This is a genomic window from Micromonospora sp. C41, assembly GCF_018070485.1.
Taxonomy (GTDB): Bacteria; Actinomycetota; Actinomycetes; order Mycobacteriales; family Micromonosporaceae; genus Micromonospora; species Micromonospora chalcea.
Map to the genome: position 1 here is coordinate 61,713 of NZ_JAGPXP010000023.1, position 16,572 is coordinate 78,284.

The window sequence follows — 16,572 nt, forward strand, 5'->3', positions numbered from 1 at the left end:
ACGAGGGGCACGGCCGTACGCGGCCGTGCCCCTCGTCGCGTACCGGGCACCGCCGATGGTGAAGTTTTCCTACGGTTCAGTCGCTAGGTATTGAAACTTCTGTTCATCGTCGGGTTGACTGTCGTCCATGCGAACCCGCAGTCGACCCGCCCGCCTCGCCGGCGTCCTGCTGCTGACGCCGTTGCTGACCATCACCGCGCCGACGCCGTCCGCCGCGACGGCCGCCGGGCCGTCGCCCGTCGCGCCGCCGGCCGCCACCGCCGCCGAGGACGCGCCACGCGCCTCGTCCCGCCCCGACCCCGCCGTCGCGCTCGCCGGTGTGGAGCCGGCCGGCGGCCTGGAGACCGCCAAGAGCACCCGGCCGGTCGCGCCCGGCCTGAGCCTGACCTCCTTCGACAGGTACGACGCGGCCGGCTGGCTGCGCGCCGACGCGCTCACCGCCGACCTGGGCGGCGGGCTGACGGTGGACTACGTGAACTCCGGCGAGGTGACCAGGGACGAGCCGCTGCGCGCCGCGGTGGACCGGTCCCGCGCGGTCGCGGCGGTCAACGGAGACTTCTTCGACATCAACAACTCCGGCGCCGCCCAGGGCGTCGGCATCCGCTCCGGCGAACTGGTGCAGTCGCCGATCGCCGGGCACCCCAACGCCGTCGGGATCAGCGCCCAGGGCGTCGGCCGGGTGGTCGAGGTCGGCTTCGAGGGCGCCGCGACGCTGCCCACCGGGCCGGTGCCGCTGACCCAGTTCAACAACATGGTGCAGCGCGACGGCGTGGGCGTGTTCACGCCGCTCTGGGGCTCGTACACCCGCAAGCGGGCCGTGGAGGGCGCGGCCCGGACGGTCGAGGTGACGCTGACCGGCGGCCGGGTGGCGAGTGTGGCCACCACGGCGGGCGAGGGGCCGATCCCGGCCGGCAGCACCGTGCTGCTGGGCCGCGAGGCCGGTGCCGACGCGCTCGCCGCGCTGCGGCCCGGCGACGCGGTGGACGTGACCTGGCGGCCGCGGGCCTCCGACGGCGGTGACCTGCGCGCCGCCGTGGGCGGCGGCAACGTGCTGGTCCGCGACGGCGTGGTGCAGGACATCGCCGACGCGTCGCTGGCCCCGCGCACCGCTGTCGGTTTCTCCGCCGACGGACGCAAGATGATCATGATGACGGTGGACGGCCGGCAGGTGGACAGCCGTGGCGTCACGCAGACCGAGATGGGCCGCATGATGGCCGAGCTGGGCGCCGCGAACGCGCTCAACCTCGACGGCGGCGGCTCCTCCACGCTGCTCGCCCGGGAGCCGGGCGCGGCCACGGTCCAGGTGGAGAACAGCCCGTCCGACGGCAGCGAGCGGCCGGTACCGAACGGGCTCGCCGTCTACGCCCCGAAGGGCAGCGGCCGGCTCACCGGCTACTGGCTGGAGACCGCCAGCGACCCGACCGCCGCGCCGGGCGTCGCACCGGTGCGCGGCGGCCGGCCGGACCGGGTCTTCCCCGGCCTCACCCGCCGGCTCACCGCCGCCGGATACGACGAGACGTACGGCCCAGCCGCCGGCGAGCCGCGCTGGCACGCCACCCACGGACGGGTCGACGGCGACGGCGTGTTCCGGGCCGCCGTCCCCGGCCGCAGCACCGTCACCGCCGCCCGCGGCCGGGCCCGCGGCACCATCGAGCTGACGGTGCTCGGCCCGCTGCAGCGGATCGACGGCACCGTCGACCGGGTCGGCCTGGACCGCGCCGGTGACAGCGGCCTGTTCGGCGTGGTCGGCTACGACGCCGAGGGCAACACCGCGCCGATCGAGCCGGCCGACCTGAAGCTGGAGTACGACAGGGACCTGCTCTCCGTCACCCCCACCGCCGACGGCAACCTGTCCGTCAAAGCGCTCGCCGCGACCGGCTCGGCGCTGGTCACCGCACGGGTCGGCAACCACAGCACGGTCCTGCCGGTGACCGTCGGGCTCACCGACGTGCCGGTGGCCGGGTTCGACGACGCGGCGTCCTGGAAGTTCAGCCAGGCCCGCGCCTCCGGGTCGGTCGCACCGGCCGAGGGGCACACCGGGAGCGGGCTGCGGATGTCGTACGACTTCAGCCAGTCCACCGGCACCCGGGCCGCGTACGCCGACCCGCCCGCGTGGATCGACGTACCGGGCCAGCCGCAGGCGTTCGGCATGTGGATCAAGGCCAACGGCACCGGCGAGTGGCCCAGCCTGCACCTGCACGACGCGCAGGACACCCAGTTCGTGCTGCGCGGCCCGTACCTGGACTGGACCGGTTGGAAGTACGTCGAGTTCGCCGTACCGCCGGGCGTGCAGTACCCGGTGCGGGTGCGCCGGTTCTACGTGGCCGAGACCGACCCGGCCAAGCAGTACCGCAGCGAGGTCGTGATCGACGACCTGGTGGCCCGGGTACCGCCGGACGTGCAGGCGCCGCCCGAGCCGAACCGCACCGACCGGGTGGTGCTGCGCGACGGCACTGTGGACGGGGCGCCCTGGCGCTTCGCGGTGCTCTCCGACGCCCAGTTCGTCGCCGCGAACCCGGACAGCGACCTGGTCGCCCAGGCCCGCCGTACGCTGCGCGAGGTCCGCGCCGCCCGGCCGGACTTCCTGATCATCAACGGCGACTTCGTGGACACCGCCTACCCGGCCGACTTCGCGCTGGCCAAGCGCATCCTGGACGAGGAGCTGGGCGGCGAGGTGCCGTATCACTACGTGCCCGGCAACCACGAGATCATGGGCGCGCCGATCGACAACTTCCGCAGCGTCTTCGGGGACACCTCGCGCGTCTTCGACCACCGGGGCACCCGGTTCCTCACGCTCAGCACGGCCACCGGCTCGCTGCGCGGCGGCGGGTTCGACCAGGTGGAGCTGCTGCGCCGGACGCTCGACCAGGCCGCCGGCGACCGCTCGGTGGGCTCGGTGGCGGTGCTGTTCCACCACCCGCCGCGCGACCCGAGCCCGGCCAAGGCCAGCCAGCTCGGCGACCGTAAGGAGGCGGCGCTGGTCGAGCAGTGGCTGGCCGACTTCCAGCACCGCACCGGCAAGGGCGCGCTGATGGTCAACGGGCACGTCGGCACGTTCCACGCCGACCGGGTGGACGGCGTGCCGTACGTGATCAACGGCAACTCGGGCAAGGACCCGTCGACCCCGGCGGCGCTCGGCGGGTTCACCGGCTGGACCGAGTTCGGGGTGGACCCGGTGACGCCGGGGGAGGCCGAGCGGGCCCGCCGCGACCCGCTGGCCGAGGGCCCGACGTGGGTGAGCGCGGAGATGCACGCCCACGTCGACCGGCTCGCGCTGACCTCGCCCGCGCAGGTGCGCCAGGGTTCGCCGGTGGACGTCACGGCCACGCTCACCCAGCCCAGCGGCCGGCAGGTGCCGGTGGCGGCGCCGGTCAGCGCCGACTGGTCCGGTTCGCCGAACCTGCACATCGGCGGCGCGACGGGCGTACGGCCGTGGCACGTGGCCCGGTTCGACCCGGCCACCGGCCGGCTGACCGCGCTGCGCCCGGGGGCGCAGGTGCTGCTGGCGGTGACCGTCAACGGCGTGAAGGCCGAGACGACTGTCACCACGGCCGCAGCGGTCCGCGCCCCCGCCGCCTGACCCGGAGGCCGGGGCTCCTCATCCTGGGGGAGGAGCCCCGCCCCCGGCCCCCGCCTCGCTCCGCCGCTCCGCTCCGTTGATCATGAAGTTGACCTGGACAAAAGCGACAGGAATTGCCGCCAAGTTCATGATCAGCAGGGTGGGGGGCGTGGGGGTGGGAATGCGGGAGTGTGGGCGGGCGTTGCGGGTGGCGGACCTCCTGTGCCGGGTGGAAGACGCCCGTGGCAGACTGGTCAATCGGCCACCGGTTCCGGTTCACGCCCGAGCCCGTCGCGGACGACGGGGAGCATCGACGGCGACCCGGCGACCACCGACGAAAGGACCGAGGCGACATGAAGCCCAACATCCACCCGGAGTACGTGACCACCGAGGTCCGCTGCTCCTGCGGCAACACCTTCACGACCCGCAGCACCGCCAAGGGCGGCGCCATCAGCGTCGAGACCTGCAGCGCCTGCCACCCGTTCTACACCGGTAAGCAGCGCGTGCTGGACACCGCCGGCCGGGTCGCGAAGTTCCAGCAGAAGTACGCCAAGGTTCAGGGCAAGAAGGCCAAGTAGCTCCGTCGACGACGCCCGTGTCCGGCTCCTGCCGGGCGCGGGCGTTCGTCCGTTTGTGCCGGTTTTCACCCCAAGGAGCATCCGCAGCATGAGCAGTGAGCGCCTGGCCGCCCTCCTCGACGAGTACGCCGAGCTGGAGCGGCGGCTGGCCGACCCGGCCATCCACGCCGACCAGGGCACCGCCCGGCGGGTCGGCCGCCGGTACGCCGAACTGGTCCCGCTGCACAAGGCGGCCGGCGAACTGGAGCAGGCCCGCGCCGACCTGGCCGCCGCGCGCGAGCTGGCCGCCGAGGACCCGACGTTCGCCACCGAGGCGGAGGCCATCGCCAGCTCCCTGCCGGCGCTCGAGGAACGGCTCGCGGAACTGCTCATCCCGCGCGACCCGCACGACGCCAAGGACGTGATCGTCGAGATCAAGGCCGGCGAGGGCGGCGAGGAGTCGGCGCTGTTCGCGGGGGACCTGCTGCGGATGTACACCAGGTACGCCGAGCGGCACGGCTGGGTCACCGAGGTGATCGACGCCCAGGACTCCGACCTCGGCGGCGTCAAGGACGTGTCGCTGGCGATCAAGAGCAAGGGCGTGCCGGAGGGCGGCAACGGGGTCTGGTCCCGGCTCAAGTGGGAGGGCGGCGTGCACCGGGTGCAGCGCGTCCCGGTCACCGAGTCGCAGGGCCGGATCCACACCAGCGCCGCCGGCGTGCTGGTGCTGCCCGAGGCGGAGGACGTCGACGTCACCATCGACCCGAACGAGCTGCGCATCGACGTGTTCCGCTCGTCCGGCCCCGGCGGGCAGTCGGTGAACACCACCGACTCGGCGGTACGGATCACCCACGTGCCGACCGGCATCGTGGTGTCCTGCCAGAACGAGAAGTCGCAGCTGCAGAACCGCGAGCAGGCCATGCGCATCCTGCGGGCCCGGCTGCTCGCCGCGGCCCAGGAGCAGGCCGACGCGGCGGCGTCGGACGCCCGCAAGGCGCAGGTCCGCACCGTGGACCGGTCCGAGCGGATCCGCACCTACAACTTCCCGCAGAACCGGATCACCGACCACCGCATCGGCTACACCGCGTACAACCTGGACCTGGCGCTGGCCGGCGAGCTGGACGGGGTGCTCGACGCGCTGGCCGAGGCGGACCGCGCGGCCCGCCTGGCCGGCGAGACGGAGCTGTCCCGCCGCTGACCGCTGGGTGTTAACAGGGGGCCCTTCCTCTACCGGAGGCGTTAACAGGGGGCCCTTCCTTACCGCTCAGCTCGCGCGTGGTCGCGCCTTGGCGCGCAGCATCTCCCGGTCGGCCAGCTCGAACGCGGTGCCGAGCGCCTCCCGGACGCTGACAGTGGTGCTGCCGTCGACCTCGGCGAAACCGATCGTCACCCCGACCGGGGTGCCCGGGACCAGGGACTCCCAGTCCTCGGTGCGGACGGCGGCCTCGATCCGCCGGGCCACCTCGACCGCCTCCGGCATGACGGTGTCGGGCAGCACCACGACGAACTCGTCGCCGCCGTAGCGGGCCACGAAGTCGCCCCGCCGCATCACCCGGTTGATCACCCCGGCGACCCGTTGCAGCACCAGGTCGCCGGAGTGGTGGCCGTGGCGGGTGTTCACCGCCTTGAACCCGTCGAGGTCGCAGACGCCGATCACCACGCGCTCGCCCCGGGACACCACGGCCCCCAGGTAGCGCTCCAGCCGGCGCCGGTTGGGCAGGCCGGTGAGCGGGTCGGTGAGCGCCTCGCCCTCGTACCGGGCCGCCTCGCGGCGCATCTCCTCGTGGTCGATCCGGGCGGCGATGCCGTCGATGTAGACGTCCCGCAGCCGGTCGCTGCGCCGCGCGGCCAGTCGGAACGCGTGCCGGTCGGCCCGGTGCGCGCCCGCGTGGTCGCCGGCCCGGGCCAGCGCGACGCTGCGCAGCCGGGGTGCCTCGGCCGCGCCGAGCGTCTCGTCGGAGACCTGGAGCGCGTCCAGCCGGGTGACCGCCTCGATCGGGCGGTTGGCGGCGACGGCCAGGCAGACCTGACCGAGCTGGCGCAGGTCGCGGGCGCGGGCGCTGTCGCCGCCGTGGCCGAGCAGCCGTTTCGGGTCGGCGTCTCCGGCGGACTCCACCCGGTCGCCGAGCGCGGCCCGCCGGGCGGCCGCGTAGCCGTACGCGGCGAGGCTGCTGGGGCGCAGGTTGCCGGCCCGCCCGCCGCGCAGGAAGCGGGCCAGGTCACCGGCGACGTCGCGGAGCACCCGCAGGCAGCCGTCGCTGTCGCCGTTGTGGTCCAGCGCCACCGCGTTGCGCAGCCGGATCCCCGGCGCGGCGAACGTCTCCTCCGGGATGCCGGCGCTGAGCCCCACCTCGCGGGCCCGCTCGATCGCGCCCAGCGCGTGGCCGTGGAAGCTCAGGTACGAGTACGCCATCGCGAGGTCGTGCCAGCCCCACGCGGTGTCCCGGTCCGGCGTGTCGTCGGCGCCCAGCGCGCGGGCGGCCCGGACCAGGTGCATCACGCACCGGTCCAGCGCGCCCTGGTGGTGGGCGGCGAGCGCGGCGAGCGCGTTGAGGTGCCCGTGCAGGTAGGGCTCGGCGAGGTCGCGTACCGCGGCGGAGGCGTCCTCGACGGCCCGGGTGAACTCGGCGGTCCGGCCGAGGTTGATCAGCGCGGACAGGCGCTGCACGAGCGCGTCGGCGCGGGCGTACGGGTCGCCGGTGGTGCGGATGACGCGGTCGAGCAGGACGCACGCCTCCGCGGACCGGCTGGCCTCCTGCAGTGACCGTGCGCGTCGGAGAGCGTCAACCTGGTCCTCGACCTGGTCGAGCCAGCCCACTCGCGACCTCCCTGCGGTGTGCGCCCGGACGCACCCGCTCGTGAGGTGAGCCGCGACGCCTCATGATTATTGCGTGACCGCACTCCCGCAACACCCGTCCGAAGGGACAGAACGCGAACGCGCCTCGCTGGTGATCAACCGGGTGGCGCGCGCGCTCGCCGCGGCGGGCGTCGAGGCGCCCCGCGCCGAGGCCGAGCAGCTGGCCGCGTACGTCCTGGACGTGCCACGCGGCCGGCTGGCGCTGGCCGACGGCTTCACCCCGGCGCAGCGTGACCGCCTGGACGCCCTGGTCGGGCGGCGGGTGACCCGGGAGCCGTTGCAGCACCTGCTCGGCTCGGCCGGTTTCCGGCACCTGGAGCTGGCGGTCGGGCCGGGCGTGTTCGTGCCCCGGCCGGAGACCGAGCTGCTGGCCGGGTGGGGGATCGAGCGGGCCCGGGAGCACGCCGCGCCGCTCGTGGTCGACCTGTGCAGCGGCTCCGGCGCGATCGCCCTGGCGGTGGCGCAGGAGGTGCCCGCGGCCCGGGTGGTGGCTGTGGAACGGTCCCCGGCCGCGCTGGCCTGGCTGCGGCGCAACGCGGCCGACCGGGCTGCCGCCGGGGACCGGCCGGTCGAGGTGGTGGCCGCCGACGTGACCGGTCCGGAGCTGCTGGCCGGCCTGGCCGGGCGGGTCGACGTGCTGCTGTGCAACCCGCCGTACGTGCCGAGGTCGGTGGCGGTGCCGCCGGAGGTGGCCGGGCACGACCCGGACGAGGCGGTGTTCGGCGGCGCGGACGGGCTGGACGTGATCCGCCCGGTGGTGCGCCGGGCCGCCGAGCTGCTGCGCCCGGGCGGCGCGATCGGGATCGAGCACGACGACACGCACGCGGCGGCGGTGCCCGCGCTGCTGCGCGGCGACGGCCGCTACGACCGCGTCGAGGAGCACCGGGACCTGGCCGGGCGGCCCCGCTGGGCGAGCGCGTCCCGGCGGGCGGACGGCACCCACGCCGAGACCGCCCGGGCGTGGCAGACTGACTCCTCGTGATGCTCTACGACTGTCGGTCGCCCGCCGACCGGGACCGCGGCATCGCCGCTGCCATCGAGGCGGTCAAGAACGGGGAACTCGTCGTCCTGCCGACCGACACGGTCTACGGCATCGGGGCGGACGCGTTCACGCCGTACGCGGTGAAGGCCCTGGCGGACACCAAGGGCGGCGCCCGGCAGGCGCCCCCGGTGCTCATCGGCTCCCGGCACACGCTCGACGGCCTGGTGTTCTCGCTGCCCGGCGCGGCCCGCGACCTGGTCGAGGCGTTCTGGCCGGGCGCGCTGACCATCGTCGTGGAGCACTCGCCGAGCCTGGCCTGGGACCTGGGCGACACCAGCGGGACGGTGGCGGTGCGGATGCCGCTGCACCCGGTGGCGCTGGAGGTGCTGCGGGAGACCGGGCCGATGGCCGTCGCGTCGGCCAACAAGGTCGGCCAGCCGGCCGCGCTCACCGCCGAGGAGGCGCGCGACCAGCTCGGCTACGGCGTGCGGGCCTACCTGGAGGCCGGGCCGGCGGTGGACCCGGTGCCGAGCACGATCGTCGACCTGACCGGCGAGGTGCCGCGGGTGCTGCGTGAGGGCGCGGTGACGCTGGCGAAGCTGCGGGAGGTCGTGCCGGGCATCCTCGACGAGCGGGGGATCTGAGTGCCGCCCTTCACCGTCCTGCACGTCTGCATGGGCAACATCTGCCGGTCGCCGATGGCCGAGCGGCTGCTGCTGCTCGCGGTCCGGGAGCGGCTGGCCCGCCTCGGCGTCGACCCGGCCGGTTCGGACGCGCTCGTGCACAGCCACAGCGCCGGCACCGGCGGCTGGCACGCGGGCGAGGAGATGAACCCGCCCGCGGCCCGCCAGGTGCTCTCGCGCGGCGGCGACACCGAGGGGTTCGCCGCCCGGCGGCTGCGCTCGGACCTGATCGACGCCGCCGACCTGGTGCTCACCGCCACCGCCGACCAGCAGGAGTACGTGGTGGCGCTGCGGCCGGACGCCGCCGCGCGCACGTTCGTGCTGGGTGAGTTCGGCCGTCTGCTCGGCGGGCTGGACCGCGCCGCGCTGCCGCCGGCCGAGCCCACGCCGGACGCCGTGTACGCGCGCGGCGTCGCGCTCGTGGCGGCTGTCGACGCGGCCCGGCAGAACGCCTCCGCGCTGCCCACCGACGATCTGGACGATCCGTGGGGCCGGGGCGACCAGTGCTTCAGCCGGGTCGCGGACGAGATCGAGGAGACGGTGCAGCCGCTGGCTGCCGCGTTGTTGCCCTGAGATTCATCCTTCCTCGCGAACTTTCTGCGCCTTTCTCGGAAGGTGTCGGCTAAAGCGAACATTCGGGTCATTCTGAACTGGTCCGTACGGCCGGCTCCTGCGGGGAGAGCTGATGAACCGGGCCTATCTCGACAAACTGTTCACCGTTGTGCTCGCCGGCGTGCTCGCCGGGCTGGTCCTGGCCGTCGCGGCGCTGCCGGCCGCGCTGGTCTTCGGGCTGGGCCTGAAGAACCTGATGCCGTACACCGCGCTGCCGGAAGCGCTCAAGACGCCGCAGCCGGCACAGCGGTCCAACCTGTACGCCAACGACGGGCGGACGCTCATCACCTCGTTCTACGTCGAGGACCGGGTGGACGTGCCGGTCGCCGAGGTGGCGCCGGTGATGCGCGACGCCATCGTGGCCGCCGAGGACGTGCGCTTCTACGAGCACCACGGCGTCGACGTGCGCGGCGTCGCGCGGGCGTTCACCGCCAACCGCCGCGAGGGCACCCGCCAGGGCGCCTCCACGCTGACCATGCAGTACGTGCGCAACGCGCTGGCCGGGGACCCCCGGCTGACCGAGGAGCAGCGCGCCGCCGCCACCGAGATCACCGTCGGGCGCAAGATCCGCGAGATGCGGTACGCGCTGACGCTGGAACGGCAGATCGGCAAGGACGAGATCCTCGGGCGCTACCTGAACATCGCGTACTTCGGCGCCGGGGCGTACGGCATCGCCGCCGCCAGCAAGCGCTACTTCTCCACCACACCGGACCGGCTCACGCTGGCCCAGGCCGCGCTGCTCGCCGGGCTGGTCCGGTCCCCGGCGGACGACCCGATCAATGGCGACGCCGACTCGGCGCGGCAACGGCGGGCGTACGTGCTGGACCGGATGGTGGAGACCGGCCGGGCGAGCGCGGCCGACGCCGAGGCGGCGAAGGCGGCGGAGCTGGCGCTGGCGCCCAACACCACCCCGAACGACTGCGCCGCGGTGCCCGCCGACCACAACGACTGGGGCTTCTTCTGCGACTGGTTCACCCAGTGGTGGAACGCCCAGCCGGCGTTCGGCGAGACGGTGGACGAGCGGCAGCGCACGCTGCGCCGCGGTGGCTGGTCGATCGTGTCCTCGCTCGACCCGGACGTGCAGGCCAAGGCGAGCGAGCAGGTGCGGGAGATCTACCCGGAGACGATCGCGCGCGCCGCGCCGACCGCTGTGGTGCAACCGGGCACCGGGCGGGTGCTGGCGATGGCGGTGAACCGCACGTACGGCGTGGCCGCGAACCCGGACGGTCAGCAGAACTACCCGAACACGGTCAACCAGCTGGTGGCCGGCGGTGGCGGCATCACCGGCTACCAGGCGGGCTCGACGTTCAAGCTGTTCGCCCTGCTGGCCGCGTTGGAGTCCGGGCTGCCGCTGGACACGGTGTTCGACGCGCCGCGCGTCTACGTCACGCAGTACCCGGTCGGCGCCGGCCCGGCGAGCTGCGGCGGCCGGTGGTGCCCGGCGAACGCCAACACCTACTGGATGGACGGCGACCGGGACATGTGGGACGCGTTCGGCCGGTCGGTGAACACGTACTTCGCCTGGCTCACCGAGCGGGTCGGCGCGGACCGGGTGGTCGAGATGGCCCAGCGGCTGGGCATCGTGTTCCGCGCTCCGGCCGACGCGAAGATGGCCCACGACGGCGCGAAGAGCTGGGGCCCGTTCACGCTCGGCGTCTCCGCCACCACGCCGCTCGACCTGGCCGGCGCGTACGCCGCGGTGGCCGCCGAGGGCACCTGGTGCCGGCCCACGCCGGTCACCTCGATCGCCGACCCGTCCGGCCGGAAGATCGCCGCCGGGAACACCGACTGCCGGCAGGTGCTCGACACCGAGGTCGCCCGCGCGGCGGCCGACGCCAGCCGCTGCCCGGTCGGCGACCAGTCGATGTACCGGCGTTGCGACGGCGGCACGGCCGAGGAGCTGGCTCCGGGCCTGCGCCGTCCGGTGGCCGGCAAGACCGGCAGCTCGGAGCGGAACGCCACGGAGACGGTCGTCGCGTTCACGCCGCAGCTCTCGGTGGCGACGATCGCGGCGAACCCGGACGATCCCCGGGACGCGGTCGGCGGCGGCGTGCAGAAGCGGCAGATCGCCGCGGTGGGCCGCATCCTCGCGTGGGCGTTGCGCGACGAGCCGGTACGCGACTTCGTCCCGCCGGGCCAGGCGGTCGCCTTCCAGCACACCAGCCCGCGCACCGGCAACTGAGGGTCAGCTCGCCGGCCTGCCGTATCGCGCGACCATGGTTCGGACGGCTTCGTCGACGACCGCTGTCGTGCGGTCCGGGGTGACCGTCCAGTCCGGGAGGACCAGGCGCGGCCAGAGCAGGTAATTGGAGATCATCCCGAGGAAGTGCGTGGCGGCCATCTCGGGGTCGGCGACGTCCGCGGCTCCCGCGTCGTGCTCGGCCGAGAGGTAGATCCGGACGGACTCGAAGTACGGCAGCTTGCCCTGCGCGAAATGTGCTCTGGCCAGCTCGGGAAAGCGTGGCAGCTCGGCGATCACGATGCGGAACAGGTCGGTCATCTCCGGCCGGTTCAACAGCGTCGCGTAGTGCCGTCCGAGGACCGTCAATCCGGCCGTCAGGTCACCGGCAGGTGGCACGTCGGCGACCTCGTTGCGGGCCCAGGAGTCGATGACGATGGCGTCGAACAGAGCCGCCTTCGTCGGAAACTGCTTGAACAGCGTCGCCTTCGACACGCCGGCACTGGCGGCCACACGCGCCAGTGAGGCCCGGTCGTAGCCCAACTCCAGGAAGAGCTCGGTGGCGGCCTGCACGATCAGCGCGCGCTTCTCCTCCGCCACACGCTGGTGATAGGCCGACGGCGCTGGGGTCATGCGGCCATCATAGCGAGGCGAGTGGGTTGACTCACCATTCGCCCAGGGCGTAGCGTCGGCATGGTGAGTCGCCCGACTCGCCATCCGTCTCGCGTCACCGGAGGATCCGATGTCCCGCTTCGCCAATCAGACAGTTCTCGTCACCGGCGGCACCGGTGGGCAGGGGGCCAGCCACGTTCGCGCCCTGCACGCCGAGGGCGCCAACGTCGTCATCGGCGCCATCGACGCCGAGCGGGGCGCCGGCCTCGCCGCCGAGCTGGGACACCGGGCGCGGTTCGTCCGCCTGGACGTCTCCCGGGAGGAGTCGTGGGTCGCCGCCGTCGCGGAGACCGAGAAGGCATTCGGCGCGCTCACGATCCTGGTCAACAACGCCGGGGTGCAGAACCCGCCGGCCCTCATCGAGTCCACCGACCGGGCCACCTGGGCTCGTATCCTCGACGTCAACCTCACCGGCACTTTCCTCGGCATCAAGGCGGCCGCCCCGGCGCTGCGTCGCGCGGGGGGAGGAGCGATCGTCAACATCGGCTCCACCATGGGGATGGGTGGTACCGCCCTCTACGCGCCCTACGTCGCCGGTAAGTGGGCGGTGCGTGGGCTCACCCGGACCGCCGCCCTGGAGCTGGGCCGCGACAACATCCGCGTGAACGCGATCCACCCCGGCGTGATCGAGACTCCGTTCATCACCGAGCCGGCGGCCGGCAGCGACGCCCCGATCGCCGACTTCTACTCGCCGGAGCCGTTCGCCGTCCCGCGACTCGGGCAGCCCGCCGACATCACCGCGCTGCTGTTGTTCCTCACGTCGCCGGACGCGGCCTTCATCACCGGCGCCGAGTACGTCATCGACGGGGGACTGCTCCTCGGCCCCGCACTGCGGGGCGACTCTCCCGCCTAACCGGCCGGGTGTTCGGCGCCCTTGGCGATGTTGCGGGCCATGCCGCCGAAGACGACGGCGTGGAACGGCGCCACCGAGGCCCAGTAGAGGTGGCCGGGCAGCCCGCGCGGGAGGAACACGGCACGCTGCACGTACCTGCTGCCGCCGTTACCGTCCGGTTCGGCGCGCATCTCCAGCCACGCCCGGCCGGGCAGCCGCATCTCGGCGCGCAGCCGCAGCAGCTCGCCCGGGACGATCTCCTCGACCCGCCAGAAGTCCAGCGCCTCACCGACCTGGAGGCGGTGCGGGTCGCGCCGCCCCCGGCGCAGCCCGACGCCGCCGACCAGCCGGTCCATCCAGCCGCGGACCGACCAGGCCAGCGGGAACGAGTACCAGCCGTGCTCGCCGCCGACGCCCTCGATGACCCGCCACAGCGCCTCCGGTGGCGCGTCCACCGCCCGCTCCCGCATGTCGGTGTACGCGGTGCCGCCGGACCAGCGCGGGTCCGACGGCAGCGGCTCGGCCGGCGCGTCCGGCCCGCTCGCGTTCGACCAGCGCGTCTCCACCTGCGCGTCGCGCACCTTGGACAGCGCCAGCGCCACCGCCTGGTCGAAGCCGGTCAGCCCCTCGGGCGGGTCCGGCACGTACGCGGCGATGTCGTGCTCGTGCGCCACCGCCTCGTGCACCAGGCTCTCCACCAGCGGCCGGGCGATCGCGTTCGGCACCGGCGTGATCAGGCCGACCCAGTGCGAGGACAGCGACGGGGTGAGCGGGCGCACCGGCAGGATGACCCGGGGGCGCAGCCCGGCCACCCGGGCGTAGCGCTGCATCATCTCGGTGAATGTCAGCACGTCCGGGCCGCCGATGTCGAAGGCCCGGTTCACCTCGGCCGGCAGGTGCGCGCAGCCGACCAGGTAGCGCAGCACGTCCCGGACCGCGATCGGCTGGATCCGGTTGCGCACCCAGCGCGGGGTGACCATCGCCGGCAGCCGCTCGGTCAGGTACCGCAGCATCTCGAACGAGGCCGAGCCGGATCCGATGATCACCGCGGCGCGCAGCACCGCCGTCGGCACGCCGCTGTCCAGCAGGATCCGCGCGACCTCCGCCCGGGAGCGCAGGTGCGCCGAGGGCAGGCCGTCACGCTCCGCCGGCTCCGGGCCGCCGAGGTACACGATCCGGCGTACGCCGGCGGCGCGCGCCGCCTCGGCGAAGTTGGTCGCCGCCTCCCGGTCGGCCGCCTCGAAGCCGCGCTGGCCGAGCGAGTGGACCAGGTAGTACGCGACCTCCACGCCCTCGAACGCGGACGGCAGCGTCTCCGGGCGGCGCAGGTCGCCCTCGACGATCTCCGCGTCGGCCGCCCAGGGCACGTCCCGCAGCCGCCCGGCCGTGCGGGCCAGGCAGCGTACGGTGTGTCCCTCGGCCAGCAGCCGGGGCGCCAGGCGCCCGCCGATGTAGCCGGTCGCGCCGGTGACGAGGCATCTCACGGCCTCCAGTCTGCGGCTCCGTAGACTCCTTCGCTGTGGAGAACGCGAGGGACACCTTCTGGGGGCCGGACTTCCAGCAGCTCAGTACCGTCGACCCGGAGATCGCCGAGGTGGTGCTGGGGGAGCTGGACCGGCTGCGCGGCGGTCTGCAACTGATCGCCAGCGAGAACCTCACCTCGCCCGCGGTGCTGGCCGCGCTCGGTTCCACGCTCACCAACAAGTACGCCGAGGGCTACCCGGGCCGGCGCTACTACGGCGGCTGCGCCGAGGTGGACCGGGCCGAGGAGCTGGGCATCGCCCGGGCGAAGGACCTGTTCGGCGCCGAGCACGCCAACCTCCAGCCGCACTCCGGGGCGAGCGCCAACCTGGCCGCGTACGCCGCCCTGGTGCAGCCCGGTGACACGGTGCTGGCCATGGACCTGCCGCACGGCGGGCACCTGACCCACGGCAGCCGGGTGAACTTCTCCGGCAAGTGGTTCCACCCGGTCGGCTACACCGTCCGGCCGGACACCGAGACGATCGACTACGACGAGGTACGCGACCTGGCCCGGGCGCACCGGCCGAAGCTGATCATCTGTGGCGCGACCGCGTACCCCCGGCTCATCGACTTCGCTCGCTTCCGCGAGATCGCCGACGAGGTCGGCGCGTACCTGATGGTGGACGCCGCCCACTTCGTCGGCCTGGTGGCCGGCGGCGCGATCCCGTCCCCGGTGCCGCACGCCGACGTGGTCACCGCGACCACGCACAAGGTGCTGCGCGGTCCGCGCGGCGGCATGATCCTGTGCCGGGAGCCGCTGGCCGCGCGGATCGACAAGGCGGTCTTCCCGTTCACCCAGGGCGGCCCGCTGATGCACGCGGTGGCGGCCAAGGCGGTCGCGCTGCGCGAGGCCGCGCAGCCGGAGTTCCGCACGTACGCCGCCCAGGTGGTGACGAACGCGCGGGCGCTCGCCGACGGCCTGGCCGCCGACGGCCTGCGGCCGGTCTCCGGCGGCACCGACACCCACCTGGCGCTGCTCGACCTGCGTGAGACGGGCGTGACCGGCGCCGAGGCCGAGGCCCGCTGCGACGCCGCCGGCATCACGCTGAACAAGAACGCGATCCCGTACGACCCGCAGCCGCCGCTCGTCGCCTCCGGCATCCGGGTGGGTACGCCGAGCGTCACCACCCAGGGCATGCGCGAGGGGGAGATGGGCCGGATCGCCGGGCTGATCGCGCGCGCGGTACGCACCGATCCCGGCGCCCCCGGAGGCGCGGACACGCTGGCCGAGTTGGCCCGCGAGGTCGCCGAGCTGGTCGCCGCCTTCCCGGCGTACCCCCGATGACGGCGCCACGGGCGGGTGAGCCCGGCGCGATCCGGTCCCGGCTGAACCACCTGCGGCTACCGTTGCTGGCGTGCGCGGCCCTCGCGGTGGTGGGGGTGCCGGCGGCGGCGCTGCTGCGCGGCCCGACCGGGGCGGCCGGCTTCGCGGCCGGGGTGGCGCTGGTGATCGTCAGCTACCTGATCTCCAGCCTCTCGGTGGCCTGGGCGGACGCCATCCACCCACGGATGATCATGTCGGTCGGGTTGGTCACCTATGCCACCAAGATCGTGATCCTGGGCGTGGTGATGGCCGCCGTGGCGGCCACCGGCTGGCCCGGCCTGCCGGACATGGGCGTGGCGATCATCGCGGCCGTGGTGGCGTGGACCGGTGCCCACCTGACCTGGGCGATGAGGTCCCCGCTGCCCACATTCGAGCGTCGCGACGACAGCGAGTGACTTTGCTGAATCGTGTCCGGTACGGCGGGTGCCCTGACGGGCGCGACAGGAGTAACGTGGCGCCAGGTTGACGCGCCCGCAGTACGGCCCGCACGCTGTCCGCAGTGTGGGGGGTGCCGCACATCCCCGCGCGCCCCTGCTGATATTGTTCGCCACGTCATGGCCGATGACCCCCACTCCCACAAGTCCGACGAGCACTCGTCGGAGGGTGTGGCAGGCGCCGTCGTGGGTTACCTGCTCGCCGGCATTCTGGTGTGGGGTGGCCTCGGCTGGTTGGCGGAACGGTTCCTCGGTCTGCCAGCCGGCATCGGGGTCGCCGTCGGCATGATGCTCGGCGCGGCCGGGGCGATCTACCTGATCATGAAGAGGCTCAGTGCCTGAGTTCCGGCACACGCGGGT

Annotated in this window: 14 protein-coding genes; 11 read left to right on the forward strand and 3 right to left on the reverse strand. The window is 73.9% G+C overall.

All coding sequences use genetic code 11. The annotated features are described in order from the left end of the window. Positions 1-127: 127 nt before the first annotated feature. The 3 genes from KBX43_RS22765 to prfA all read left to right on the forward strand — a co-directional run bounded on the left by KBX43_RS22765 (position 128) and on the right by prfA (position 5,314). Positions 128-3,580: a phosphodiester glycosidase family protein gene (locus KBX43_RS22765; RefSeq protein ID WP_210887066.1), complete on the forward strand. Its 3,453-nt coding sequence runs from the start codon at positions 128-130 to the stop codon at positions 3,578-3,580. A 332-nt stretch (positions 3,581-3,912) separates the two neighbouring features. Further along, positions 3,913-4,137 (forward strand): 50S ribosomal protein L31, encoded by a 225-nt coding sequence (rpmE, locus tag KBX43_RS22770; protein WP_030504744.1) that lies wholly within the window; start codon positions 3,913-3,915, stop codon positions 4,135-4,137. Between the two features lie 88 nt (positions 4,138-4,225). Continuing rightward, on the forward strand, positions 4,226-5,314 hold the full coding sequence (gene prfA / locus KBX43_RS22775; protein ID WP_043328634.1) for a peptide chain release factor 1: 1,089 nt from the start codon (positions 4,226-4,228) through the stop codon (positions 5,312-5,314). A gap of 66 nt (positions 5,315-5,380) precedes the next feature. Here the strand turns inward: prfA and KBX43_RS22780 are convergent, their stop codons facing one another. Next, entirely contained in the window at positions 5,381-6,934 is a 1,554-nt protein-coding gene (locus KBX43_RS22780; protein WP_064447839.1) for a diguanylate cyclase, read from the reverse strand. Between the two features lie 130 nt (positions 6,935-7,064). On the opposite strand from KBX43_RS22780, the gene prmC reads away from it, so the two are divergent. The 4 genes from prmC (at position 7,065) to KBX43_RS22800 (ending at position 11,432) form a co-directional block, all read left to right on the forward strand. After that, positions 7,065-7,955, forward strand: coding sequence for a peptide chain release factor N(5)-glutamine methyltransferase (prmC, locus tag KBX43_RS22785; protein WP_043328636.1), 891 nt, complete (start codon positions 7,065-7,067; stop codon positions 7,953-7,955). Beyond that, positions 7,955-8,599 (forward strand): L-threonylcarbamoyladenylate synthase, encoded by a 645-nt coding sequence (locus KBX43_RS22790; RefSeq protein ID WP_043330966.1) that lies wholly within the window; start codon positions 7,955-7,957, stop codon positions 8,597-8,599. The genes prmC and KBX43_RS22790 overlap by 1 nt, the downstream gene beginning before the upstream one ends. After that, entirely contained in the window at positions 8,600-9,211 is a 612-nt protein-coding gene (locus tag KBX43_RS22795) for a phosphotyrosine protein phosphatase (protein WP_043328639.1), read from the forward strand. Between the two features lie 112 nt (positions 9,212-9,323). Beyond that, entirely contained in the window at positions 9,324-11,432 is a 2,109-nt protein-coding gene (locus tag KBX43_RS22800; RefSeq protein WP_104115781.1) for a transglycosylase domain-containing protein, read from the forward strand. 3 nt (positions 11,433-11,435) lie between these two features. Here KBX43_RS22800 and KBX43_RS22805 read toward each other — a convergent pair whose 3' ends face one another. Further along, positions 11,436-12,062, reverse strand: coding sequence for a TetR/AcrR family transcriptional regulator (locus KBX43_RS22805; RefSeq protein WP_113974611.1), 627 nt, complete (start codon positions 12,060-12,062; stop codon positions 11,436-11,438). A gap of 109 nt (positions 12,063-12,171) precedes the next feature. Between KBX43_RS22805 and KBX43_RS22810 the strand changes: the two genes are divergently transcribed. After that, positions 12,172-12,954, forward strand: coding sequence for an SDR family NAD(P)-dependent oxidoreductase (locus KBX43_RS22810; protein ID WP_104115783.1), 783 nt, complete (start codon positions 12,172-12,174; stop codon positions 12,952-12,954). On the opposite strand, the gene KBX43_RS22815 is transcribed toward KBX43_RS22810, so the two are convergent. After that, complete coding sequence (locus KBX43_RS22815) at positions 12,951-14,417, reverse strand: SDR family oxidoreductase (protein WP_210887068.1); 1,467 nt, start codon at positions 14,415-14,417, stop codon at positions 12,951-12,953. The two genes, KBX43_RS22810 and KBX43_RS22815, sit on opposite strands and share 4 nt — an antisense overlap. A gap of 35 nt (positions 14,418-14,452) precedes the next feature. Between KBX43_RS22815 and glyA the strand changes: the two genes are divergently transcribed. The 3 genes from glyA to KBX43_RS22830 all read left to right on the forward strand — a co-directional run bounded on the left by glyA (position 14,453) and on the right by KBX43_RS22830 (position 16,554). Continuing rightward, entirely contained in the window at positions 14,453-15,739 is a 1,287-nt protein-coding gene (gene glyA / locus KBX43_RS22820) for a serine hydroxymethyltransferase (RefSeq protein ID WP_069087393.1), read from the forward strand. Continuing rightward, positions 15,736-16,173 carry a hypothetical protein gene (locus tag KBX43_RS22825; RefSeq protein ID WP_064447834.1) on the forward strand — a complete coding sequence of 146 codons (438 nt, stop codon included), beginning with the start codon at positions 15,736-15,738 and terminating at the stop codon, positions 16,171-16,173. Before glyA ends, KBX43_RS22825 begins: the two co-directional genes overlap by 4 nt. Positions 16,174-16,332: 159 nt before the next feature. Further along, positions 16,333-16,554, forward strand: coding sequence for a hypothetical protein (locus tag KBX43_RS22830; RefSeq protein WP_030504733.1), 222 nt, complete (start codon positions 16,333-16,335; stop codon positions 16,552-16,554). Positions 16,555-16,572 lie beyond the last annotated feature (18 nt).

What these genes read in the sequence shown, in the direction of transcription:
- KBX43_RS22765 (WP_210887066.1), top strand. Translation starts at nt 128, where the DNA reads ATGCGAACCCGCAGTCGACCCGCCCGCCTCGCCGGCGTCCTGCTGCTG.
- rpmE (WP_030504744.1), top strand. Translation starts at nt 3,913, where the DNA reads ATGAAGCCCAACATCCACCCGGAGTACGTGACCACCGAGGTCCGCTGC.
- prfA (WP_043328634.1), top strand. Translation starts at nt 4,226, where the DNA reads ATGAGCAGTGAGCGCCTGGCCGCCCTCCTCGACGAGTACGCCGAGCTG.
- KBX43_RS22790 (WP_043330966.1), top strand. Translation starts at nt 7,955, where the DNA reads ATGCTCTACGACTGTCGGTCGCCCGCCGACCGGGACCGCGGCATCGCC.
- KBX43_RS22800 (WP_104115781.1), top strand. Translation starts at nt 9,324, where the DNA reads ATGAACCGGGCCTATCTCGACAAACTGTTCACCGTTGTGCTCGCCGGC.
- KBX43_RS22805 (WP_113974611.1), bottom strand. Translation starts at nt 12,062, where the DNA reads ATGACCCCAGCGCCGTCGGCCTATCACCAGCGTGTGGCGGAGGAGAAG.
- KBX43_RS22810 (WP_104115783.1), top strand. Translation starts at nt 12,172, where the DNA reads ATGTCCCGCTTCGCCAATCAGACAGTTCTCGTCACCGGCGGCACCGGT.
- KBX43_RS22825 (WP_064447834.1), top strand. Translation starts at nt 15,736, where the DNA reads ATGACGGCGCCACGGGCGGGTGAGCCCGGCGCGATCCGGTCCCGGCTG.
- KBX43_RS22830 (WP_030504733.1), top strand. Translation starts at nt 16,333, where the DNA reads ATGGCCGATGACCCCCACTCCCACAAGTCCGACGAGCACTCGTCGGAG.